Consider the following 22866-nt stretch of genomic DNA (forward strand, 5'->3'; position numbering starts at 1 on the left):
GCCGCCCTCAGCGGCACGCATGCCCGCAGCTGGGCGGCTGCGCATGCCCGTGGCTGGGTGGCTGGGCATGCCCGCAGCTGGGCTGCGCGGGCCCGTAGCTGGGTGGCTGCGTGTGCCTGTGGCTGGGTGGCTGGGCACGCCTGTAGCCGGGTGGCTGCGCGGGCCCGCAGAGGGGCGGCTGCGCATGCCCGTGGCTGGGTGGTTGCGCGCGGCCGCTGCTGAGCAGTTGTGCTGCTGGGTTGCTGCGCGGGCCCGTAGTCAGGGTGCTGTCACGAAGTCGATCAGTTCTTCCACCCGGCCCAGCAGCTCCGGCTCCAGGTCCTTGTACGAGTGGACGCCCGACAGGATCCGCTGCCAGGCCGCGCCCGTGTTGTCCGGCCAGCCCAGGGCCCTGCACACCCCTGTCTTCCAGTCCTGGCCGCGCGGGATCCGGGGCCAGGACCCGATGCCCAGGGACGACGGTTTCACCGCCTCCCAGATGTCGATGTACGGGTGGCCCACGACCAGGGCGTGCTCGCTCGTCACCGACCGGGCGATGCGCCACTCCTTGCTGCCCGGGACCAGGTGGTCGACCAGGACGCCGAGGCGCGCGTCGGGCCCGGGGGCGAACTCCGTGACGATCGACGGCAGGTCGTCGACGCCCTCCAGGTACTCCACGACCACGCCCTCGATGCGCAGGTCGTCGCCCCACACCTTCTCGACCAGCTCGGCGTCGTGGCGGCCCTCGACGTAGATGCGGCCGGCGCGGGCCACGCGGGCGCGTGCGCCGGGGACGGCGACGGACCCCGAGGCCGTACGGGTGGGACGTGCCGGGCCGCCGGGAGCGGGGCGGACGAGGGTCACCACCCTGCCCTCCAGGAGGAAGCCGCGCGGTTCCATCGGGAACACCCGGTGCTTGCCGAAGCGGTCCTCCAGCGTCACCGTGCCCGCCTCGCAGCGGATCACCGCACCGCAGAAACCGGTCCCCGACTCCTCCACCACCAGGCCCGGCTCCGCCGCGACCTCGGGCACCGGCTTCGGCTTCTTCCACGGCGGGGTCAGATCGGCGGAGTACTGGCGCATTCGAATGACGATAGGAGAAGGCGGACGGCGATCACCGCGACACGCCGAAACGCGCCGCCAGCGCGTCCCGTTGCGCCCGCACGAACGCCGCGTCCACCACCGCTCCGTGACCGGGCACGTACACCGCGTCCTCGCCGCCCAGGTCGAGCAGCCGGTCCAGGGCGGCCGGCCAGTGCGACGGCACCGCGTCCGGGCCCGCCTGGGGCTCGCCGGACTCCTCGACCAGGTCGCCGCAGAACACCACCTCCGGATCACCGGGCACCAGCACCGCCAGGTCGTGCGCGGTGTGCCCCGGGCCGACGTTCGCGAGCAGCACCTGCCGGCCGCCGCCCAGGTCGAGCGTCCACTCGCCGGAGACCAGGTGGCCGGGCGGGGTCAGCCGCTCCGCCGCCTCCTGGGCCGCGGGCGCCGCCAGACCCTGGCGCACCCCGTCCTCGCGCAGTTCCTCGCGGTCCCGCGCCCGTGTCAGCAGCGCGTCCACGCCCACCGCGCCGAAGACCTCGGTGTCCGGGAGCGCCGCGGCGCCGAAGACATGGTCGAAGTGCGGGTGGGTCAGCGCGAGATGTGTCACACGGTGACCGGTGAGTGCCCGCGCCTGCGCGCCCAGTTTCGCGCCCTCGGCGAGGCTCGAACCCGCGTCGATCAAGAGGACCGCGCCCTCCCCGGCGACCAGCCCCGCCGTGCAGTCCCACACCGGCAGCCGGCACCGCCCCACCCCGGCGGCCACGCGCTCCCATCCGAGGTCTTCCCAAGTCACCGTCATACGGCGACGCTAGCGGGTGCGCCCCGCCCCGGGCGCGGCGCCGCACGACCAGCCTTGCCGGGGGTGTACCCCACCGCCGTACACTGGGCCGGGGAATGCTGGCACTCGCACGCGCAGAGTGCCAGGCTCGACAGGCAGGACCACGGGCGGACGACTTCTGGAGGTGTGCGCGATGCTCAGTGAACGCAGGCTGCAGGTGCTGCGCGCCATCGTCCAGGACTACGTCGGCACCGAGGAGCCGGTGGGCTCCAAGGCCCTCACCGAGCGGCACAGCCTCGGCGTCTCCCCGGCCACCGTCCGCAACGACATGGCGGCCCTGGAGGACGAGGGGTACATCGCCCAGCCGCACACCAGCGCCGGGCGCATCCCCACCGACAAGGGCTACCGGCTGTTCGTCGACAAGCTGGCCGGCGTCAAGCCGATGACCGCGCCCGAGCGGCGCGCGATCCAGAACTTCCTCGAGGGTGCCGTCGACCTCGACGACGTCGTGGCGCGTACGGTACGGCTGCTCGCGCAGCTCACGCGGCAGGTCGCCGTCGTGCAGTACCCGTCGCTGACCCGTTCGACCGTGCGGCACGTGGAGTTGCTCTCCCTGGCGCCCGCACGCGTGATGCTCGTGCTGATCACGGACACCGGGCGGGTCGAGCAGCGGGTGGTCGACTGCCCGGCGCCCTTCGGCGACGCCTCACTCGCGGATCTGCGCGCGCGGCTCAACAGCCGTGTGGCGAACCGCCGTTTCGCGGATGTGCCGAGTCTGGTGGAGGATCTCCCCGAGGCGTTCGAGCACGAGGACCGGGGTACGGTCTCCACGGTGCTCTCCACACTTCTGGAGACGCTCGTCGAGGAGAACGAGGAGCGGTTGATGATCGGCGGCACCGCCAATCTGACCCGCTTCGGGCATGACTTCCCTCTCACGATCCGGCCGGTGCTGGAGGCGCTGGAGGAGCAGGTCGTGCTCCTCAAGCTGCTCGGCGAGGCGCAGGATCCGGGCGTGACCGTACGGATCGGTCACGAGAACGCCCACGAAGGACTCAACTCCACGTCCGTCGTGTCGGTCGGCTACGGTTCGGGCGGCGAGGCAGTCGCCAAGCTCGGCGTGGTCGGACCGACCCGCATGGACTACCCGGGAACGATGGGAGCGGTACGCGCAGTGGCACGGTACGTCGGACAGATCCTGGCGGAGTCGTAGTGGCCACGGACTACTACGCCGTACTCGGCGTGCGCCGCGACGCGTCGCAGGAAGAGATCAAGAAGGCCTTCCGGCGGCTCGCACGCGAGCTGCACCCGGACGTCAACCCCGATCCGAAGACCCAGGAGCGGTTCAAGGAGATCAACGCCGCTTACGAGGTGCTGTCGGACCCGCAGAAGAAGCAGGTCTACGACCTCGGCGGCGACCCGCTCTCGCAGGCCGGAGGCGGCGGCGCGGGCGGCTTCGGAGCCGGTGGCTTCGGGAACTTCTCGGACATCATGGACGCGTTCTTCGGTACGGCGTCGCAGCGCGGACCGCGCTCGCGCACCCGCCGCGGCCAGGACGCGATGATCCGTATCGAGGTCGAACTCGACGAGGCGGCCTTCGGTACGACCAAGGACATCCAGGTCGACACGGCCGTCGTCTGCAACACCTGCAGCGGTGAGGGCGCGGCCCCGGGCACCTCCGCCCAGACGTGTGACATGTGCCGCGGCCGCGGTGAGGTCTCGCAGGTGACCCGGTCCTTCCTGGGCCAGGTCATGACGTCCCGCCCGTGCCCGCAGTGCCAGGGCTTCGGCACGGTCGTCCCGACCCCGTGCCCGGAGTGCGCCGGTGACGGCCGCGTCCGGTCCCGCCGTACGCTCACGGTCAAGATCCCGGCCGGTGTCGACAACGGCACGCGGATCCAGCTCGCCGGTGAGGGCGAGGTCGGACCCGGCGGTGGTCCGGCCGGTGACCTCTACGTCGAGATCCACGAGCTGCCGCACGCGCAGTTCCAGCGCCGCGGCGACGACCTGCACTGCACGGTGACGCTCCCGATGACGGCGGCGGCCCTCGGCACGAAGGTGCCGCTGGAGACGCTCGACGGCCTCGAAGAGGTCGACATCCGCCCGGGCACCCAGTCCGGCCAGTCGATCCCCCTGCACGGCCGGGGCATCACACACCTGCGCGGCGGCGGACGCGGCGACCTCATCGTCCACGTCGAGGTCACCACCCCGACCAAGCTCGACCCCGAGCAGGAACGCCTGCTGCGCGAGCTCTCCAAGCTCCGCGGCGAGGAGCGCCCCACGGGCCAGTTCCAGCCGGGTCAGCAGGGGTTGTTCTCGCGGTTGAAGGACGCCTTCAACGGGCGCTGACGCGTGCGGTCCGGCTGCTGCCGGGGGTCCGGGGGGCGTCCCCCGGGCAGGCACAGTCAGCCGGGTCAGCAGGGGTTGTTCTCGCGGTTGAAGGACGCCTTCAACGGGCGCTGACGCGTGCGGTCCGGCTGCTGCCGGGGGTCCGGGGGGCGTCCCCCGGGCAGGCACAGTCAGCCGGGTCAGCAGGGGTTGTTCTCGCGGTTGAAGGACGCCTTCAACGGGCGCTGACGCGTGCGGTCCGGCTGCTGCCGGGGGTCCGGGGGGCGTCCCCCGGGCAGGCACAGTCAGCCGGGTCAGCAGGGGTTGTTCTCGCGGTTGAAGGACGCCTTCAACGGGCGCTGACCGGGGGAGCCCCCGGCCACGAGAAGTGCCTGTTCCTCTGGTCTATGCCAGTGGGCAGGCCGGTTTCGGAGTTGTTCGGAGGACGTGACAACATGCGGTCATGTCCTCCGCACTGACCGATCTCTTCCCCCTCCCGATCGTGCAGGCCCCCATGGCGGGCGGCGTCTCCGTACCCCAGCTCGCCGCCGCCGTGTGCGAGGCGGGAGGGCTCGGGTTCCTCGCCGCCGGGTACAAGACCGCCGACGGGATGTACCAGGAGATCAAGCAGCTCCGGAGCCTCACGAGCAGGCCCTTCGGCGTCAACGTCTTCATGCCGCAGCCGGAGTACCCCGCCGCAAGCAGCGGCTCCACCGGAGCGGTCGGCGCCGCACTCCCTCATGCCGCCGCCGTCGACGTCTACGCCCACCAGCTGGCCGGCGAGGCCACCTGGTACGAGGCCGAGCTCGGCGACCCGGACAGCGGACGCGACGACGGCTTCGAGGCCAAGCTCGTGGTGCTGCGCGACAACCCCGTACCGGTGGTTTCCTTCCACTTCGGCGTCCCGAGCCGCGAGGTCGTCGACGCCCTGCACCGCGTCGGCACCTTCGTCCTGGCCGCCGCGACCACCCCCGACGAGGCCCGGGCCGTCGAACGGGCAGGCGCGGACGGGGTCATCGCCCAGGGCGTCGAGGCCGGCGGCCACCAGGGCACCCACCGGGACATCCCCGAGACGGACGGGTCAGGCATCGGGCTGCTGTCGCTGATCGCCCAGGTCCGCGAAGCGGTGAGCATCCCGATCATCGCCGCCGGCGGCATCATGCGCGGCGGCCAGATCGCCGGTGTCCTCGCCGCGGGCGCGAGCGCGGCCCAGCTGGGCACCGCCTTCCTCGCCACGCCCGAATCGGGGGCGCACGCCCTGCACAAGCAGGCGCTGACCAACCCCCTGTTCGTGCGCACGGAGTTGACCCGGGCCTTCTCCGGCCGCCCGGCTCGCGGGCTCGTCAACCGGTTCCTGCGCGAGCACGGCCCGTACGCGCCCGCCGCCTACCCCGAGATCCACCACCTCACCTCGCCGCTGCGCAAGGCCGCCGCCAAGGCCGGGGACGCACAGGGCATGGCGCTGTGGGCCGGGCAGGGGCACCGGATGGCGCGGGAGCTGCCCGCCGGGCAGCTGGTGGAGGTGCTGGCCGGGGAACTGGCCGCCGCCCGCGCCTCGTTGACGGGCGGGGGCGTGCTGTGACCGCGCCGGTGTTCGTGGTCGAGCATTTCGACGCGGGCGGTGGCGGCCGGTACGTCCTCGACGGGCCGGAAGGACGGCACGCCGTCTCCGTGAAGCGGCTGCGCGCCGGTGAGAACGTCGTCCTCACCGACGGGGCAGGCCGCTGGGCGGACTGCGTCGTGCTCGACACGGAGGGCAAGGACCGGCTGATCCTCCAGCTGGACTCGGTGTCCGAGGAGCCCGCAGAGCAGCCCCGGGTCACCGTCGTCCAGGCGCTGCCCAAGGGCGACCGGGGGGAACTCGCCGTCGAGACGATGACCGAGGTCGGCGTCGACGCGATCGTGCCGTGGGCGGCCGCGCGCTGCATCACGCAGTGGAAGGGCGAGCGCGGGGTCAAGGCCCTGGGCAAATGGCGGGCGACGGCCCGGGAGGCCGGCAAGCAGTCCCGCCGGGTGCGCTTCCCGGAGGTCGCGGAGGCGGCCACGACCAGGCAGGTCGCCGCCCTGCTGGCGGGGGCGGAGTTCGCCGCCGTGCTGCACGAGAGCGGGGACACACCCCTGGCCACGGCCGACCTTCCGGCCACCGGCGAGATCGTGCTGGTCGTGGGGCCCGAAGGGGGCGTGGCGCCGGAGGAGCTGGCGCTGTTCGAGGAGGCGGGGGCGCAGGCGTACCGCCTCGGACGCAGTGTGCTGCGCACATCGACCGCCGGGACGGCCGCCGCGGCCGTACTCCTGGCACGCACCGGACGCTGGTCCTGACCCTGGAGGCACCGTGGAACTCGCACAGGTTCGTCTGCTGGTGACCGACTTCCCCGCCTGTTACCGCTTCTACGGCGAGGTCCTCGGCCTCACACCGCAGTCGGGGGCGGTGGACGGGCCGTACGAGAAGTTCAGCCCCGCCGTCGGTTCCGCCGGGATCGCTCTGCAGGACCGGTCGATGATGGCCCAGGTGCTCGACGAAGTGGGCGACGTGGCGGCCGGTCACCGCTCCCTGGTCGTGCTGCGGGTGGACGGGCTGGACGCGTACTGCGAGGAGATCACGCTGCGCGGCGCCACGGTGCTGCACGGCCCGGCGCCCATGACGGACCGCATGCGGGTGGCCCATCTCAAGGACCCCGAGGGCAACTTGGTGGAGCTTCAGGAGTGGCTGCTGCTGCGCGGCTGACGCCTTTGCGCCCTACCGCGCGGCCCCCGGCAGTGGCAGGCTCCCCTCCATGGGGGCTTCGAGAGCGAAACGGCTGGGGCCGCGCGGGCGGCGGGTGGCGGTCGCGGCGACGTTCGCCGTCGTGGCCGTGGGCGGCGCCGCCGCCTGCGAGCCCGGCAGCGTCAGCGCCGCGTCCGTCGCGTACACCACCGACCAGACCGTGACCAAAGAGCTCGACCGGCAGAAGGCGGACGTGCGGTGGCTCACGTGCACCGCCTCCTTCGGGAAGAACGGCGGGACGCCGTCACCCTCGGCGCGTGAGCGGGCCGTCGCCACCGTCGACTGCCAGGGCGAGACCGACGACGGCAAGGACATCACCGTCGACGGCAAGGTCACCCACGCGGTGGACGGCGCCTGCGTGCGCGGGAAGATCACCGCCAAGGTGGACGGCAAGGTGTGGTTCGAGGTCGACGGCCTCGGCGACTGCGACTCCACCAGCCCGCCGCCCGTCGGTGTGCCCACGAACGGACAGCCCGGGCCGACGGTCACCGTGACCGTCACCCAGACCATCTGGTGCGAGCGGTACCCGGACTGCCGCCCTGTCGAGGGCAAGTGATCCGAACCCTGTCCGTGCGGCGTCGTCCCTGCATAGGGTGATCGGGTGACATCGCCTGCTTACCTCCGGTTCCCCCATGTGCACGGCGACCTGGTCGCCTTCACCGCCGAGGACGACGTGTGGCTCGCTCCACTCGACGGCGGCCGGGCCTGGCGGGTCAGCGCCGACAACATGCCGGTGACCCAGCCCCGCATCTCGCCCGACGGCACCACCGTCGCCTGGACCTCCTCCCGTGACGGCGCCCCCGAGGTGTTCATCGCCCCGGTCGACGGCGGTCCGGCCAAGCGACTGACGTACTGGGGGAGTCTCAAGACACAGGTGCGCGGCTGGACCCCGGAGGGCGAGGTCCTGGCGATCAGCACCCAGGGTCAGGCGAGCCTGCGCCGCACCTGGGCACGTGCCGTCCCGCTCGACGGCGGCCCGGCCACCACCCTGCCGTACGGGCCCGTCGGCGACGTCGCGCACGGCCCGCGCACGGTGCTGCTGTCCGCGCCGATGGGGCGTGAGGCGGCCTGGTGGAAGCGCTACCGCGGCGGCACGGCGGGCAAGTTGTGGATCGACCGCGAGGACGACGGGGAGTTCGTGCGGCTGCACGAGGACCTGGACGGCAACATCGAGTACCCGCTGTGGGTGGGGATGGGGGTCCCCCCTGTTCGAGCGGAGCCGGGAACGTGGGGGAGGATCGGCTTCCTCTCCGACCACGAGGGCACCGGAGCGCTCTACTCCTCCCTCGCCGACGGCTCCGACCTGCGCCGGCACACCCCTCTCGACGGCTTCTACGCCCGGCACGCCGCGACCGACGGCACCCGGGTCGTCTATTCCAGCGCCGGTGAACTGTGGGTGCTGGACGACCTGGAGGGCGCCGAGCCCCGGCGGCTGGACGTGCGGCTGGGCGGGCAGCGCGTCGATCTCCAGCCGTTCCCGGTGAACGCCTCCCGGTGGTTCGGCTCGGCGTCCCCGGACCACACCGCACGCGGCAGCGCGGTCGCCGTACGCGGCTCCGTGCACTGGGTCACCCACCGCTCCGGCCCGGCCCGCGCGCTGGCCGCGACACCGGGCGTACGGGCCCGGCTGCCGCGCACGTTCCGCGCGGACGGCGAGCAGTGGGTGGTGTGGGTGACGGACGCCGAGGGCGACGACGCCCTGGAGTTCGCGCCCGCCACCGGACTCGCCCCGGGCGCGACACCCCGGCGGATCGCCGCCGGGCAGCTCGGCCGGGTGCTGGACCTCGCCATGGCCCCCGACGGCAGCCGCGCGGCCGTGTCCTGCCACGACGGGCGCCTGCTGCTCGTGGAGCGGGAGACGGGCGAGGTGCGGGAGGTCGACCGCAGCGACGACGGCGACGTGTCGGGCCTGGTCTTCTCACCCGACTCGTCCTGGCTGGCCTGGTCCCACCCCGGCCCCCGGCCGCTGTGCCAGCTGAAACTCGCCAACACCACCGACCTGTCGGTCACCGAGGCCACCCCGCTGCGCTTCCAGGACTACGCGCCCGCGTTCACCCTCGACGGCAAGCACCTCGCGTTCCTGTCGACCCGCTCCTTCGACCCGGTCTACGACGAGCACGTCTTCGACCTGGCCTTCGTGGTGGGCGCCCGGCCGTATCTGATCACCCTCGCGGCCACCACGCCCTCCCCCTTCGGGCCGCAGCGGCACGGCAGGTCCTTCGAGACGCCCGACCGGGAGGAGACCCCCGACAGCGAGGGCACCCCCACCACCCGCATCGACCTCGAAGGTCTCGCCGACCGCATCGTGCCCTTCCCGGTCGAGGCCGCCCGCTACACCAACCTGCGTGCCGCCAAGGACGGCGTCCTGTGGCTGCGCCACCCGGTCGCCGGGGTCCTCGGCGCGTCCCGGGCCACCCCGGACGACCCCGACCCCAAGTCCGAGCTGGAGCGCTACGACCTCGCCCAGCAGCGCATCGAGCATCTCGCCGTCGACGCCGACCACTTCGCCGTCAGCGGCGACGGCAAGCGGGTGCTGCTGTGGACCGACGGGCGGCTGAAGGTCGTCCCCAGCGACCGGCGCGCCTCCGGCGACGACGACAGCGACTCCAACATCACCGTCGACCTGGGCCGCGTACGCCAGTTCGTCGACCCGGCGGCCGAGTGGCGTCAGATGTTCGACGAGAACGGCCGCATCATGCGTGACCACTTCTGGCGGCCGGACATGAGCGGCGTCGACTGGGACGGCGTCCTCGAGCGCTACCGCCCGGTCGTGGAGCGGGTCGCCACCCATGACGACCTGGTCGACCTGCTGTGGGAGGTCCAGGGCGAGCTCGGCACCTCGCACGCCTACGTCATTCCGCGCGGCGGACACGGCGGCGGCCCCCGGCAGGGCCTGCTCGGTGCCGACATCTCCCGCCATGCGGACGGCAGTTGGCGGGTCGACCGCATCCTGCCCTCCGAGACCTCCGACCCGGACGCCCGCAGCCCGCTGGCCGCGCCGGGCGTCGCGGTACGCCCCGGAGACGCCGTCGTGGCGGTCGCGGGACAGCCGGTCGACCCCGTTCTCGGCCCCGGCCCGCTGCTCATCGGCACGGCCGGCAAGCCGGTCGAGCTGACCATCTCCCCGTCCGGCGGCGGCGACCCGCGGCACGCCGTCGTCGTCCCGGTCGCCGACGAGGAACCCCTGCGCTACCACGCCTGGGTCGCCGACCGCCGTGCCTACGTCCACGAGAAGGCCGGCGGCCGCCTCGGCTATCTGCACGTCCCCGACATGCAGGCCCCCGGCTGGGCCCAGATCCACCGCGACCTGCGCGTCGAGGTCGCCCGCGAGGGCCTGGTCGTCGACGTGCGCGAGAACCGCGGCGGCCACACCTCCCAGCTGGTCGTCGAGAAACTGGCCCGCCGCATCGTCGGCTGGGCCGTCCCGCGCGGCATGCGCCCCTACAGCTACCCGGAGGACGCCCCGCGCGGCCCCGTCGTGGCCGTCGCCAACGAGTTCTCCGGCTCCGACGGCGACATCGTCAACGCGGCGATCAAGGCCCTCGGCCTCGGCCCGGTCGTCGGCACCCGCACCTGGGGCGGCGTCATCGGCATCGACAGCCGCTACCGCCTGGTCGACGGCACCCTCGTGACCCAGCCCAAGTACGCGTTCTGGCTGGAGGGCTACGAGTGGGGCGTGGAGAACCACGGCGTGGACCCGGATGTGGAGATCGTCCAACGCCCCCAGGACTACGCGGCGGACAGGGACACCCAACTGGACGAGGCGATCCGCCTGGCGTTGGAGGCGCTGGAGGCAGTACCGGCAAAGACGCCGCCAGGCCTGCCGACTTAAGGGGCGCGGGGCTGTGTCGATGTGCGGCTCCGCCGCGTGGGCGCGACCAGCCACGAATCACCCGCACCCGACGACGATACGATGCCGTCGGCACCGCAACGCCAGAACTTCGGAGGTAACCGAATGGCCGGGGAACCGCAGGAAGACTGCCTGTTCTGCAAGATCGTCGCAGGCACCATCCCGGCGACGATCGTCCGCCAGACGGAGACGACCGTCGCGTTCCGCGACATCAACCCCCAGGCCCCCACCCACGTCCTGATCATCCCCAAGGCGCACCACGAGAACGCCGCCGCCCTCGCCGCCGCCGACCCGGCCCTCACCGCGGACGTGCTCCGCGAGGCCCAGGCCGTCGCCGACGAGGAAAAGCTCGACAGCTACCGCCTCGTCTTCAACACGGGCAGCGGTGCCGGCCAGACGGTCTGGCACGTGCACGGCCATGTGCTCGGCGGCCGCGGCCTCGAATGGCCCCCCGGGTAGTCCGCCTTGTCCGTACGTGAACTCGTGGTCCTCGGCACCGCCAGCCAGGTCCCGACCCGGCACCGCAACCACAACGGCTACCTGCTGCGCTGGGACGGCGAGGGCATCCTGTTCGACCCCGGCGAGGGTACGCAGCGTCAGATGCTGCGCGCCGGGGTCGCCGCGCACGACCTGAACCGGATCTGCGTCACGCACTTCCACGGCGACCACTCCCTCGGCCTCGCCGGTGTGATCCAGCGCATCAACCTCGACAAGGTCCCGCACGAGATCACCGCCCACTACCCCCGCTCCGGGCAGCGCTTCTTCGACCGGCTCCGGTACGCCACCGCCTACCGCGAGACCGTCGGCATCACCGAGGCCCCGGTCGCCGCGGACGGGCCCCTCGCCCGCACGGACGGCTACACGCTCCAGGCCCGGAAGCTGTCGCACCCGGTGGAGTCGTACGGCTACCGGATCGTCGAGCCCGACGGCCGCCGCATGCTGCCCGAGCGGCTCGCCGCACACGGCATCAAGGGCCCGGACGTGGGCCGGATCCAGCGTGAGGGCTCGCTCGGCGGGGTCTCACTGGAGGACGTCAGCGAGGTGCGGCGCGGGCAGCGGTTCGCGTTCGTCATGGACACCCGGCTCTGCGACGGTGTGCACGCACTCGCCGAGGGCTGCGACATGCTCGTCATCGAGTCGACGTTCCTCGACGAGGACGAGGAACTCGCCGTGGAGCACGGCCACCTGACGGCAGGCCAGGCCGCGCGGGTGGCCCGGGACGGCGGGGTGCGGCACCTCGTGCTGACCCACTTCAGCCAGCGGTACACCGAACCCGACGAGTTCGAGCGCCAGGCCCGGGCCGCCGGGTACGAGGGTGAGCTGACCGTGGCGCACGATCTACTCAGGGTGCCGGTTCCGAAGCGTCGGTGAAACGGCCGTACGATGAGTTGATGTCCCTCCCCAAAGCCGAACTGCACCTTCACATCGAAGGCACCCTGGAACCGGAACTCGCCTTCGAGCTCGCCGCGCGCAACGGCGTCACGCTGCCCTACGCCGACACGGACGAGCTGCGCGAGGCCTACCGGTTCGAGGACCTGCAGTCCTTCCTGAACCTGTACTACGAGCTCATGGCCGTCCTGCGCACCGAGCGGGACTTCGAGGACCTGGCGAACGCCTATCTCGCCCGGGCCGCCGCCCAGGGCGTGCGGCACGCGGAGATCTTCTTCGACCCGCAGGCCCACACCAGCCGCGGTCTCGAGATCGGCACCGTCGTCGAGGGGCTGTGGCGGGCGCTGGGGAACAGCGCGGACAACCACGGCGTCTCGACCCGGCTGATCCTGTGCTTCCTGCGCGACGAGTCCGCCGAGTCGGCCCTGGCCACGCTGGACGCGGCCAAGCCGTACCTGGACCGGATCACCGGCGTCGGCCTCGACTCCGCCGAGGTCGGGCACCCGCCGGTGAAGTTCCGCGAGGTCTACGAGGCCGCCGCCGCGCTCGGTCTGCGGCGGGTCGCGCACGCCGGCGAGGAGGGCCCGCCGGAGTACATCACCGAGGCGCTGGACATCCTCGGCGTGGAGCGCGTCGACCACGGGCTGCGCTGCGTGGAGGACCCGGCGCTGGTGGAGCGGCTCGTGCGCGACCGGGTGCCGCTGACCCTGTGCCCGCTGTCCAACGTCCGGCTGCGCACGGTCGACACCCTCGCCGACCACCCGCTGCCCGCCATGCTCGACGCAGGCCTCATGTGCACGGTCAACTCCGACGACCCGGCCTACTTCGGCGGCTACGCCGGTGACAACTTCGACGCCGTGCGCGCCACCCTCGGTCTCACCGAGGAGCGGCTGCGCGAGCTGGCCCGCAACTCCTTCCTCGCCTCCTTCCTGGAGGACGACGAGGAGCTGCGGGCGCGGTATCTCGCCGAGGTGGAGTCGTACACCTTCGGATAAGTCCGGGCAGGTCTCAGAAGACCTCCGACCCCGCCTTGTCGTAGGCACGCTGGGCGGGGACGGCCGGGGTCTCCACCTCGATCTCCACCACCGGCTGTTCCGGGGCGCCGATCTCCGGGACCGCGCCGGTGGGCGCGCCCGGGGCGGCGGCGACCAGGGCGGCCGGGTGCCCGCCGCGGCGGCGGATCGCACCGGGCAGCAGCGGACGTCCGCCGGTGTGCAGGGCGACGGCGGTCATCGGCAGGGCGATCACCAGCAGGCCCGCGCCGAGGACCGCGCCCATGACCGGGAATCCGGCCTGCGCCGACAGCACGCTGCCGGTCAGCGGCCCGGCGGCGGTGCCCAGTGAGGACGCCGAGCCGACCAGCACCGCCCAGCGGCCGCGCGGGTCGAGCGAGGCGGCGAGGCCGATGAGGTACGACAGCACCACCGGGTAGAGCGTGTTCCAGGCGATCTCGCCGGCCGCGAAGCTGCCCAGGTCGGTCGCGGAGGCGCTGAGCGCGATGCAGGCGGCGATGAGGACGGTGCCGCCGCCGATGGGTACGGCGCGTCCGAGGCGGGCCCCGAGGGCGCCCGCCGCGAGGACCCCGGTCAGCCCGGCGCCCAGTCCGAGGGCGAAGACCACGCCGACGGTCGCCTCGCCGAGGTGCACCTGCTCAAGGCCGATCCGGCCGCTCACGCCCCACAGGGAGTTCTGGGCGAGCGACCAGCACACCATCGCGGCGGCCAGCAGCAGTCCCGAACGGGCGTGGGGCAGCCGGGCGTTGTCGTGCCGGGCGGGCGCGACGGGCGTGCCGGCGGGCAGCCGGCCGGTGAGCGGCCAGACCGCCAGGGCCGTGAGGGCGATCGCGGCCAGCGGCAGACCGTGGCCCGGGCCGAGGTGCGGCACCGTCAGATACACGGCGCCCGCGAGGGCGGAGACGCTGAGCAGCCCGGCCGTGGAGGCCCGGTGCGGATCTTTCTGACCGGCGATGAGGGTCGCGGCGACGGTGGTGGCCGTGCCGGAGCCGAAGCCGCCGACGATCGCGCCGGCGACGACGGCGGGTATCGCCGTGGTCAGGGCGGCACCGCCGTAGCCGAGCAAGGCCAGGGCCAGGCCGAGCCGGGCGAGGGTGCGGGCTCCGAGCCGTTCGACCCGGGAGGCCAGGACGAATCCGGCGGCGGCCGAACTCAGCAGCAGGGCACTGCCGACGGCGCCGGCCTGTGTGGCGGAGAGCGGAAGGTCCGAGTCGAGTCTGCCGACGGTGGTGGGCAGCAGATACGGAGCGAGGTACCCGGCCGTGAAAAGGGCGACGAGGGGCCAGGGAGTGGTGCGGGGGGCGAACACGGGCGTTCCCAGGGCATGCGAAAGGAGCGGGGGAAAGGGGGGTTGGGCGACGACCGTCGACGGACAGGAACGCGCGAGCAATTTGTATCAAGCACGTAGTCGCACACGGGAACCCGGGGCGTGTGATCTGGAGCACGTTGTGTTTGGGGTGGTGAAGCCCGGGTAAACGAGCGCCTTTCGTCAAGCGTCGACGCTGCTTTGGTCGATGCTCGTGGGCGCTTCGGCTAGCGCCAGTGCACCGCTCCGGGCCCCGCAGGGACGGTCGCCTCGGCCTTCGTCCGGACCTCCCGCATCACGGCGACGATGCGCTTCTCGTGCGCGGGTGTGAGCCGGGCGACCGGCACCGAGCAGCTGATCGCGTCCTGCGCCGGGGTGTCGTAGCGCAGGGCGAATCCGAAGCCGACGATGCCGGGCACGCCCTCCTCGCGGTCCACGGACCAGCCGCGTGCCCGGATCTCCGCGAGGTCGGCCGCCAGGGACTCCCTGCTCGTGTGCGAGTTCGGGGTGAGCGCCTCGTACGGTCCCTCGGGCAGCTCACCGTCCGGGCGTTCCGCCAGCAGCGCCTTGCCGAGGGCCCCGGCGTGCGCGGGCAGGCGCCGTCCCACCCGGCTGATCGTGCGCAGGTACTCGTGCGACTCCCGCGTCGCCAGGTATGCCACGTCCCGGCCGTCCAGCCGGCCCATGTGGATGGTCTCGCCGAGCGCCTCGGACGCCTCGTCGAGGTACGGCCGCACGGCCCGGACCCGGGGGTCGGAGTCGAGGTAGCTCGTGCCGGTGAGCAGGGCGTGGATGCCGATGCCGTACAGGGAGCCGGTGATGTCGGTGCGGACCCAGCCGCGCGAGATCAAGGTCTGCAGCAGCGCGTACATCGAGCTGCGCGGCACGCCGAGTTCGTCGGCCAGCTCCTGGAGCCGGGCCGGGCGGTCGCCGCGCGCGGCGAGGAGTTCCAGCAGCTCCACCGTGCGCGCCGCGGACTTCACCTCGCGGACGCCCCCTGTGTCTGACATGCGCCGATGGTAATCGGGCGCCCGGACGGTTGACGTTCCCCCATCCAGCCCGCATTCTCATACGTAGATTACATCTACATGGGGAGACGGCTTCGTGAACCTCACCATCACCGACGTACGGCTCACGCCGATCCTGGTCGCCGACCCGCCGCTGCTGAACACCCAGGGCGTGCACCAGCCGTACACGCCCCGGCTGATCGTCGAGGTCGTCACGGCGGACGGGATCACCGGCGTGGGGGAGACCTACGGCGACGCCAAGTACCTGGAGCTGGCCCGGCCCTTCGCCGAGCGGCTGAAGGGATGCCAGGTCAGCGATCTGAACGGCCTGTTCACGGTCGCGGACCAGGTCGCGGTGGACGCCTCCCGCGTGGAGAACGCCGTCGACGTCGGCGGACTGCGCGGTGTCCAGACCGCCGACAAGCTGCGGCTGTCCGTCCTCTCCGGCTTCGAGGTCGCCTGCCTGGACGCCCTCGGCAAGGCGCTCGGACTTCCCGTGCACGCGCTGCTCGGCGGCAAGGTGCGCGACGCCGTCGAGTACAGCGCCTACCTGTTCTACAAGTGGGCCGGCCACCCCGAGGACGTACCGGCCGAGAAGGACGACTGGGGCGCCGCCCTCGACCCGGCGGGAGTGGTGGAGCAGGCCCGCCGCTTCACGGAGCGCTACGGCTTCACCTCCTTCAAGCTCAAGGGCGGCGTCTTCCCGCCCGACGAGGAGATCGCGGCGATCAAGGCCCTTGCCGAGGCCTTTCCCGGACACCCGCTGCGGCTCGACCCGAACGGCGCGTGGTCCGTGGAGACGTCCGTGAAGGTTGCCCGGGAGCTCGGAGACGTCCTCGAGTACCTGGAGGACCCGGCGCTCGGCACACCCGCCATGGCCGAGGTCGCCCGGCGCACCGGGGTGCCGCTCGCCACCAACATGTGCGTGACGACGTTCGCCGAGATCGAGGAGGCCTTCACCCGGGGGGCCGTCCAGGTGGTCCTCTCCGACCACCACTACTGGGGCGGACTGCGCAACACCCAGCAGCTCGCCGCCGTCTGCCGCACCTTCGGGGTGGGCGTGTCGATGCACTCCAACACCCACCTCGGCATCTCGCTCGCCGCCATGACCCACGTCGCGGCCACCGTCCCGAACCTCCATCACGCCTGCGACTCCCACTACCCCTGGCAGTCCGAGGACGTCCTCGCCGAGCGGCTCGCCTTCGAGGGCGGCCAGGTCGCCGTGTCCGACGCGCCCGGCCTCGGCGTGGAGCTCGACCACGAGCGGCTGGCCGCGCTGCACCAGCGGTGGCTGGACGACGACGGCACCCTGCGGGACCGCGACGACGCGGCGGCCATGCGGGTCGCCGACCCGGAATGGGTGACACCCGCGATGCCCCGCTGGTAGCGCGCCCTGGCGCCCTGGCGCCGGGCGCGGGGGAGCCCGGCGCGGGCCCACGGGACGGGTGGGTCCCGTGCCGTGGCGGGGGCGCGGGGGAGCCCGGCGCGGGCTCGCGGGACGGGTGGGTCCGGCGTGATCGGCGTCACGTCGTCGGTGATGTGGTGCAGACTGGCCTGATCCGCACCACGTCAGGGAGCGCATCGTGACCGCGTCCACCGCCCCGGCCGGAAAAGGCCCGGCCGGAAAGGCATCGCACCGCCAGAGCCAGGTCGACCCCCTCGCCCCCCTGCGCACACCGGACGACCCGCCCTGGGACGTCTACCTCACCGGCACCGTCTTCCTGGACATCATCTTCACCGGCCTCGACTCCGCCCCCGTGCGCGGGACGGAGTCCTGGGCACGCGGGATGGGATCGAGCCCCGGCGGCGTCGCCAACATGGCGACGGCCCTGGCCCGCCTCGGCCTGCGCACGTCCCTCGCGGCGGCCTTCGGCGACGACCACTACGGCGACTACTGCTGGGACGCCCTGGAACACGGCGAGGGCATCGACCTCTCTCCGTCGCGCACGGTGCCCGGCTGGCACTCCCCGGTCACCGTCTCCATGGCCTACGAGGGGGAGCGCACGATGGTCTCGCACGGCCATGAGCCGCCCCCCGAGGGGCCCACGCCCGCATGCCCGTCCCGCGCGCGTGCCGCCGTCGCCTCCCTCGCACCGGGCGTGAGCGCGCCCTGGATCGCCCAGGCCGCGAGCAAGGGCACGCGGGTGTTCGGCGACGTCGGCTGGGACGACACCGGCGCGTGGGACCTGGCGGGCCTGCCCGACCTGCGGCACTGCGAGGCGTTCCTGCCGAACGCGGAGGAGGCCATGCGGTACACGGGCGCGGACTGCCCCAGGGCCGCCGCGCACGCCCTGACCGAGTACGTTCCGCTCGCCGTGGTCACCCTCGGCGCCGACGGGGCCTACGCGGTGGACCGGCGTACCGGGGAGACGGCGGAGGTGCCGGCCATCGCCGTCGAAGCGCTCGATCCGACCGGCGCCGGAGACGTGTTCGTCGCCGGGTTCGTGACCGGCACCCTGGCGGACTGGCCGCTCGCCGACCGGCTGGCCTTCGCCGGGCTGACGGCGGCGTTGTCGGTGCAGGAGTTCGGCGGGTCGCTGTCGGCGCCGGGGTGGTCGGAGATCGCGGCGTGGTGGCGGGAGGTGCAGTCGGTGGAGGAGCAGTCGCCTGCGGCGCTGGAGAGGTACGGGTTCCTGGCGGGGCTCGTGTCGGAGGAGTTGGTGAGGCCCTGGCCGTTGCGGAGGGCTGTCCCCACGATCGGCTTCCGGCGCTCGGCGTGACCTCCGGGCCTGCCAGGGGGCTCGCCCCCTGGACCCCCGGCCTGTGCCCACCCACCGCCCGAATCTGTCGGCCATGAAGTGCCGTCGCCTCCGAAGCGCTCGGCCAGGAGGTGCCGTCGCCTCCGAAGCGCTCGGCCTGCCGTCGCCTCCGAAGCGCTCGCCCAGGAAGTGCCGTCGTCCCCGGAGCGGCCGGTCCAGAGCTGCCGTCGCAACCGAAGGGGCCGGTCGAGGGATGCCGTCGTCCCCGGAGCGGCCGGTCGAGGGATGCCGTCGCCGGCGCTTTCCAACCCCACCCCCAAAACCCCTACGGCGTTGTCAGTCCCCCGTCGTACCCTGGGAATCGCGAGGCCGCCCTCAGTCGTGCGGCCGTTACGAGGAGGAACCGCAGGCCTTCAGCGCCGGCCCATGACTCAATCATCGACAGCTCACACCCCCGCGCAGGAGCGGGCGAGAGCACAGCTCACCGTCCCCGCCCAGCACCCCATGGTGACCGTTCTGGGGTCCGGCGACTCCCTCCTGCGCGTGATCGAGAAGGCCTTCCCGGCGGCCGACATCCACGTCCGGGGCAACGAGATCAGCGCGGTCGGCGACTCGAAGGACGTCGCCCTCATTTCGCGCGTGTTCGACGAGATGATGCTGGTGCTCCGCACCGGGCAGCCGATGACGGAGGACGCAGTGGAACGCTCGATCGCCATGCTGAAGGCGAGCGACAACGGCGAGAGCGACGGCCAGGAGACCCCGGCCGAGGTGCTCACGCAGAACATCCTGTCCTCGCGCGGCCGCACGATCCGCCCCAAGACGCTCAACCAGAAGCGCTACGTCGACGCCATCGACAAGCACACCATCGTCTTCGGCATCGGCCCGGCGGGCACCGGCAAGACCTACCTGGCCATGGCCAAGGCGGTGCAGGCCCTGCAGTCCAAGCAGGTCAACCGCATCATCCTGACCCGCCCCGCGGTCGAGGCCGGCGAGCGGCTCGGCTTCCTGCCGGGCACGCTCTACGAGAAGATCGACCCGTACCTGCGCCCGCTCTACGACGCGCTGCACGACATGCTCGACCCGGACTCGATCCCGCGTCTGATGGCGGCGGGCACCATCGAGGTCGCGCCGCTCGCCTACATGCGCGGCCGCACGCTCAACGACGCCTTCATCATCCTGGACGAGGCCCAGAACACGAGCCCCGAGCAGATGAAGATGTTCCTCACCCGCCTGGGCTTCGAGTCGAAGATCGTGATCACGGGTGACGTGACGCAGGTCGACCTGCCGGACGGGACGAAGAGCGGTCTGCGGCAGGTGCAGGACATCCTGGACGGCGTGGACGACGTCCACTTCTCCCGGCTGTCGTCGCAGGACGTGGTCCGGCACAAGCTGGTGGGCCGTATCGTCGACGCGTACGAGAAGTACGACACCACGCACGGCACCCAGAACGGCACGCACAAGGGCCGCGGCAAGTCCGGGCACAAGGGGAAGTAGACACACACAGCACCATGTCGATCGACGTCAACAACGAGTCCGGCACCGAGGTCGACGAGCAGGCGATCCTCGACATCGCCCGCTACGCGCTAGCTCGGATGCGCATCCACCCGCTCTCCGAGCTCTCGGTGATCGTCGTGGACGCCGACGCCATGGAGCAGCTCCACATCCAGTGGATGGACCTCCCCGGTCCCACGGATGTCATGTCCTTCCCCATGGACGAGCTGCGCCCGCCCTCCAAGGACGACGAGGAGCCCCCGCAGGGGCTCCTCGGCGACATCGTGCTGTGCCCCGAGGTCGCACTGAAGCAGGGCAAGGAAGCGGAGACGCAGCATTCCATGGACGAGGAGCTCCAACTGCTCACCGTCCACGGCGTGCTGCACCTGCTGGGCTACGACCACGAGGAGCCGGACGAGAAGGCCGAGATGTTCGGCCTCCAGGCGGCCATCGTGGACGGCTGGCGCGCGGAGCGGGGCCTGACCGGCCCGTCCCCGGCGCCGACGGTCTCGTAACGCCAGCCGATGAGTCCTCAACTCGCCCTGGGCGCCATCGCCCTGGTCGTCGTGGCCTGGCTCGCCGCCTGTGCGGAGGCGGGCCTCGCGCGCGTCTCCAGCTTCCGCGCCGAGGAGGCCGTGCGCTCCGGCCGCCGCGGCAGCGCCAAGCTCTCCCAGGTCGCCGCCGACCCGACCCGCTACCTCAACGTGGCGCTGCTGGTCCGCGTCGCCTGCGAGATGGCAGCCGCAGCGCTGATCACCTACGGCTGCCTCAAGGAGTTCGACGGCACCACCGAGGCCCTGCTGGTCGCCATCGCGGTCATGGTCCTCGTGTCGTACGTCGCCGTCGGGGTGTCCCCGCGCACCATCGGCCGCCAGCACCCGCTGAACACGGCGACGGTCTCGGCGTACGTCCTGGTGCCGCTGGCCCGGATCATGGGCCCGATCCCGTCGCTGCTGATCCTCATCGGCAACGCGCTCACCCCCGGCAAGGGCTTCCGCCGCGGTCCCTTCGCCTCCGAGGCGGAGCTGCGCGCCCTGGTCGACCTCGCCGAGAAGGAGTCCCTCATCGAGGACGAGGAGCGCCGCATGGTGCACTCCGTCTTCGAACTGGGCGACACCCTCGTCCGCGAGGTCATGGTCCCGCGCACCGACCTGGTGGTCATCGAGCGCTTCAAGACCATCCGTCAGGCCCTCACCCTCGCCCTGCGCTCCGGCTTCTCGCGCATCCCGGTCACCGGGGAGAGCGAGGACGACATCGTCGGCATCGTGTATCTCAAGGACCTGGCCCGCAAGACGCACATCAGCCGTGAGGCCGAGTCCGAGCAGGTGTCCACGGCGATGCGCCCGGCGTTCTTCGTGCCCGACACCAAGAACGCCGGCGACCTGCTGCGCGAGATGCAGAAGGAACGCAACCACGTCGCGGTCGTCATCGACGAGTACGGCGGCACGGCCGGCATCGTCACCATCGAGGACATCCTCGAGGAGATCGTCGGCGAGATCACCGACGAGTACGACCGCGAACTGCCGCCGATCGAGGAGCTCGGGGACGACCGCTTCCGCGTCACCGCCCGCCTCGACATCAGCGATCTGGGCGAGCTGTACGGCCTGGAGGAGTTCGACGACGAGGACGTCGAGACGGTCGGCGGGCTGCTGGCCAAGGCGCTGGGCCGGGTGCCCATCGCCGGTGCCTCGTCCGTCGTCGACCTGCCCGACGGCCGGGAGCTGCGTCTGACCGCGGAGGCCGCGGCCGGCCGCCGGAACAAGATCGTGACGGTGCTGGCGGAGCCGCTCGGCCCGGGGGAGCCACCCTCGGAGGAGGAGAAGCCGGAATGACCCCACAGGAGCTGCGCGCGTTCTGCCTCTCGTTCAACGCGGCGGTGGAAGACTTTCCGTTCAGCCCCGAGATCTCGGTCTTCAAGGTGCAGGGCAAGCTGTTCGCCCTGTCGCACCTCGACGCGCGCCCCCTCAAGGCCAATCTCAAGTGCGACCCGGACGAGGCGGTCCGCCTGCGCGCCGAGTACGAGGGCTTCATCGTCCCCGGCTGGCACATGAACAAGCGCCACTGGAACACGGTGACGGTGGACGGCGGACTTCCCGACCAGCTCGTCCGGGAGCTCATCGAGGACTCGTACGACCTGGTCGTCGCGGGCCTGCCCCGAGCGGACCGCCTGCGCCTCGACCGGCCCTGAGGCTTCCGTATGCTCGGATCATGACCGACAGCAGCGCGCTCGACCCCGAGGACCGCAAGATCGTCACCCTGGCCCGTTCCGCGCGGGCCCGCAACGGCGTGCCCGAGGGGGCGGCCGTACGGGACGAGACCGGACGCACCTATGTCGCGGGCACCGTGGCCCTCGACTCCCTGAAGCTCAGTGCCCTGCAGACGGCCGTGGCGATGGCGGTGGCCTCGGGCGCGACGTCCCTGGAGGCCGCGGCGGTCGTGACGGAGGCGGACACCGCGTCCGACGCGGACCGGGCGGCCGTACGGGACCTCGGCGGTGCGGAGACGCCCGTGCTGGTGGCGGGGTTCGACGGAACGGTCCGGACCACCGTCACCGCTGGCTGAATCTCGCTGTAACCGCCGGTAATTAGGCCAGTTTTCAACCTTGCCGCCCCCTGCCCCACGCGCATCAATGGAACCGTAAGTTCCGACGGACCGTCAGGTTCGGCTCTCGCGCAGCGTGCCCGCACTCACCTGCCGAGCGGTCCCCCCACACGGAAAGGGAGCCGGAATCCCATGAGATGCAAGCGAATCGGAGCAGGTGCGGCACTGGCGGCCGGGGCCCTCGCGGTCACCGGGCTCGCCTTCGCCCCCGCAGCCCTCGCCGTCACCCCCCAGACGGCGACGATCAGCGCGGACTGCGGTGCCTTCGGCAGCGGCGAGGCCACACTCACGGCCACGCAGGACGGCACCGCCGCCACCCTCACGGTCAAGTCCTCCGCGATCACGGCGCCCATCGCGCTGGGAGAGGACTCGATCTCGTCCACCCTCACCCTGGTGAAGAGCGGCGGCGGCACCGTCGACTTCACCGGCACAAAGAACCCGGCGATAGCCGCCGGGGCCCCGGTCGAGGTCGGTCCCCTCAGCGGCACCGTGGCCTCCGGCGACAGCCTGGAGGCCTTCGGCGGCTCGCTGAAGATGACCGTCTTCGGCATCACCATCACCTGCACGGCGGCCGGGCCGCAGTCACCGGGCCCGTTCGTGTTCGACTGAGAACGAAA

Annotated in this window: 22 protein-coding genes; 18 read left to right on the plus strand and 4 right to left on the minus strand. The window is 72.3% G+C overall.

What is annotated here, in order from left to right; genetic code table 11:
• Positions 1–258: 258 nt before the first annotated feature.
• The gene (locus FDO69_RS16765; RefSeq protein ID WP_104780635.1) at positions 259–1062 is read right to left on the minus strand and encodes a DUF3097 domain-containing protein; all 804 of its coding nucleotides are present in this window, start codon (positions 1060–1062) and stop codon (positions 259–261) included.
• Between the two features lie 31 nt (positions 1063–1093).
• Complete coding sequence (locus tag FDO69_RS16770) at positions 1094–1825, minus strand: MBL fold metallo-hydrolase (RefSeq protein ID WP_104780636.1); 732 nt, start codon at positions 1823–1825, stop codon at positions 1094–1096.
• Positions 1826–1997: 172 nt separating this feature from the next.
• Between FDO69_RS16770 and hrcA the strand changes: the two genes are divergently transcribed.
• The 10 genes from hrcA to FDO69_RS16820 all read left to right on the plus strand — a co-directional run bounded on the left by hrcA (position 1998) and on the right by FDO69_RS16820 (position 13127).
• A complete protein-coding gene (gene hrcA / locus FDO69_RS16775) occupies positions 1998–3014 on the plus strand; it encodes a heat-inducible transcriptional repressor HrcA (protein ID WP_031103805.1) in 1017 nt (338 codons plus the stop codon).
• Positions 3014–4150, plus strand: a complete 1137-nt coding sequence (dnaJ, locus tag FDO69_RS16780) for a molecular chaperone DnaJ (protein ID WP_104780637.1) — start codon at positions 3014–3016, stop codon at positions 4148–4150. Before hrcA ends, dnaJ begins: the two co-directional genes overlap by 1 nt.
• Positions 4151–4592: 442 nt before the next feature.
• Entirely contained in the window at positions 4593–5711 is a 1119-nt protein-coding gene (locus FDO69_RS16785; protein WP_104780638.1) for a nitronate monooxygenase, read from the plus strand.
• Positions 5708–6448 carry a 16S rRNA (uracil(1498)-N(3))-methyltransferase gene (locus tag FDO69_RS16790; RefSeq protein WP_104780639.1) on the plus strand — a complete coding sequence of 247 codons (741 nt, stop codon included), beginning with the start codon at positions 5708–5710 and terminating at the stop codon, positions 6446–6448. The genes FDO69_RS16785 and FDO69_RS16790 overlap by 4 nt, the downstream gene beginning before the upstream one ends.
• A 13-nt stretch (positions 6449–6461) precedes the next feature.
• The gene (locus tag FDO69_RS16795; protein WP_104780640.1) at positions 6462–6854 is read left to right on the plus strand and encodes a VOC family protein; all 393 of its coding nucleotides are present in this window, start codon (positions 6462–6464) and stop codon (positions 6852–6854) included.
• Between the two features lie 49 nt (positions 6855–6903).
• Complete coding sequence (locus FDO69_RS16800; protein WP_104780641.1) at positions 6904–7449, plus strand: hypothetical protein; 546 nt, start codon at positions 6904–6906, stop codon at positions 7447–7449.
• A gap of 45 nt (positions 7450–7494) precedes the next feature.
• Positions 7495–10725 (plus strand): S41 family peptidase, encoded by a 3231-nt coding sequence (locus FDO69_RS16805; protein WP_104780642.1) that lies wholly within the window; start codon positions 7495–7497, stop codon positions 10723–10725.
• A 123-nt stretch (positions 10726–10848) separates the two neighbouring features.
• A complete protein-coding gene (locus tag FDO69_RS16810; protein WP_104780643.1) occupies positions 10849–11202 on the plus strand; it encodes a histidine triad nucleotide-binding protein in 354 nt (117 codons plus the stop codon).
• A gap of 6 nt (positions 11203–11208) precedes the next feature.
• Positions 11209–12114: a ribonuclease Z gene (locus FDO69_RS16815; protein ID WP_104780644.1), complete on the plus strand. Its 906-nt coding sequence runs from the start codon at positions 11209–11211 to the stop codon at positions 12112–12114.
• Positions 12115–12134: 20 nt separating this feature from the next.
• Positions 12135–13127, plus strand: a complete 993-nt coding sequence (locus tag FDO69_RS16820) for an adenosine deaminase (protein WP_167526622.1) — start codon at positions 12135–12137, stop codon at positions 13125–13127.
• A 13-nt stretch (positions 13128–13140) separates the two neighbouring features.
• Here FDO69_RS16820 and FDO69_RS16825 read toward each other — a convergent pair whose 3' ends face one another.
• Together FDO69_RS16825 and FDO69_RS16830 are read right to left on the minus strand one after the other, a co-directional pair.
• A complete protein-coding gene (locus tag FDO69_RS16825) occupies positions 13141–14454 on the minus strand; it encodes an MFS transporter (RefSeq protein ID WP_104780646.1) in 1314 nt (437 codons plus the stop codon).
• A 224-nt stretch (positions 14455–14678) separates the two neighbouring features.
• Complete coding sequence (locus tag FDO69_RS16830) at positions 14679–15461, minus strand: IclR family transcriptional regulator (protein WP_104780647.1); 783 nt, start codon at positions 15459–15461, stop codon at positions 14679–14681.
• Positions 15462–15555: 94 nt separating this feature from the next.
• Here FDO69_RS16830 and FDO69_RS16835 point away from each other — a divergent pair, with 94 nt between their 5' ends.
• From FDO69_RS16835 to FDO69_RS16870, 8 genes are all read left to right on the plus strand, one after another.
• Positions 15556–16845: a glucarate dehydratase family protein gene (locus FDO69_RS16835; protein WP_104780648.1), complete on the plus strand. Its 1290-nt coding sequence runs from the start codon at positions 15556–15558 to the stop codon at positions 16843–16845.
• Positions 16846–17041: 196 nt separating this feature from the next.
• Positions 17042–18178, plus strand: coding sequence for a carbohydrate kinase family protein (locus FDO69_RS16840; RefSeq protein WP_104780649.1), 1137 nt, complete (start codon positions 17042–17044; stop codon positions 18176–18178).
• Between the two features lie 405 nt (positions 18179–18583).
• Positions 18584–19651, plus strand: a complete 1068-nt coding sequence (locus FDO69_RS16845; protein WP_104780650.1) for a PhoH family protein — start codon at positions 18584–18586, stop codon at positions 19649–19651.
• A 14-nt stretch (positions 19652–19665) separates the two neighbouring features.
• Positions 19666–20163, plus strand: coding sequence for an rRNA maturation RNase YbeY (gene ybeY, locus FDO69_RS16850; RefSeq protein WP_104780651.1), 498 nt, complete (start codon positions 19666–19668; stop codon positions 20161–20163).
• 9 nt (positions 20164–20172) lie between these two features.
• Positions 20173–21480 (plus strand): hemolysin family protein, encoded by a 1308-nt coding sequence (locus FDO69_RS16855; RefSeq protein WP_104780652.1) that lies wholly within the window; start codon positions 20173–20175, stop codon positions 21478–21480.
• The gene (locus FDO69_RS16860; RefSeq protein WP_104780653.1) at positions 21477–21836 is read left to right on the plus strand and encodes an MmcQ/YjbR family DNA-binding protein; all 360 of its coding nucleotides are present in this window, start codon (positions 21477–21479) and stop codon (positions 21834–21836) included. The genes FDO69_RS16855 and FDO69_RS16860 overlap by 4 nt, the downstream gene beginning before the upstream one ends.
• A gap of 20 nt (positions 21837–21856) precedes the next feature.
• A complete protein-coding gene (locus FDO69_RS16865; protein ID WP_104780654.1) occupies positions 21857–22210 on the plus strand; it encodes a cytidine deaminase in 354 nt (117 codons plus the stop codon).
• Positions 22211–22381: 171 nt separating this feature from the next.
• Positions 22382–22858: a hypothetical protein gene (locus tag FDO69_RS16870; RefSeq protein ID WP_104780655.1), complete on the plus strand. Its 477-nt coding sequence runs from the start codon at positions 22382–22384 to the stop codon at positions 22856–22858.
• The last annotated feature ends 8 nt before the right edge of the window (positions 22859–22866 follow it).

Origin of the sequence: Streptomyces tibetensis (assembly GCF_007655005.1) — a bacterium.
Classification (GTDB): Bacteria; Actinomycetota; Actinomycetes; order Streptomycetales; family Streptomycetaceae; genus Streptomyces; species Streptomyces tibetensis.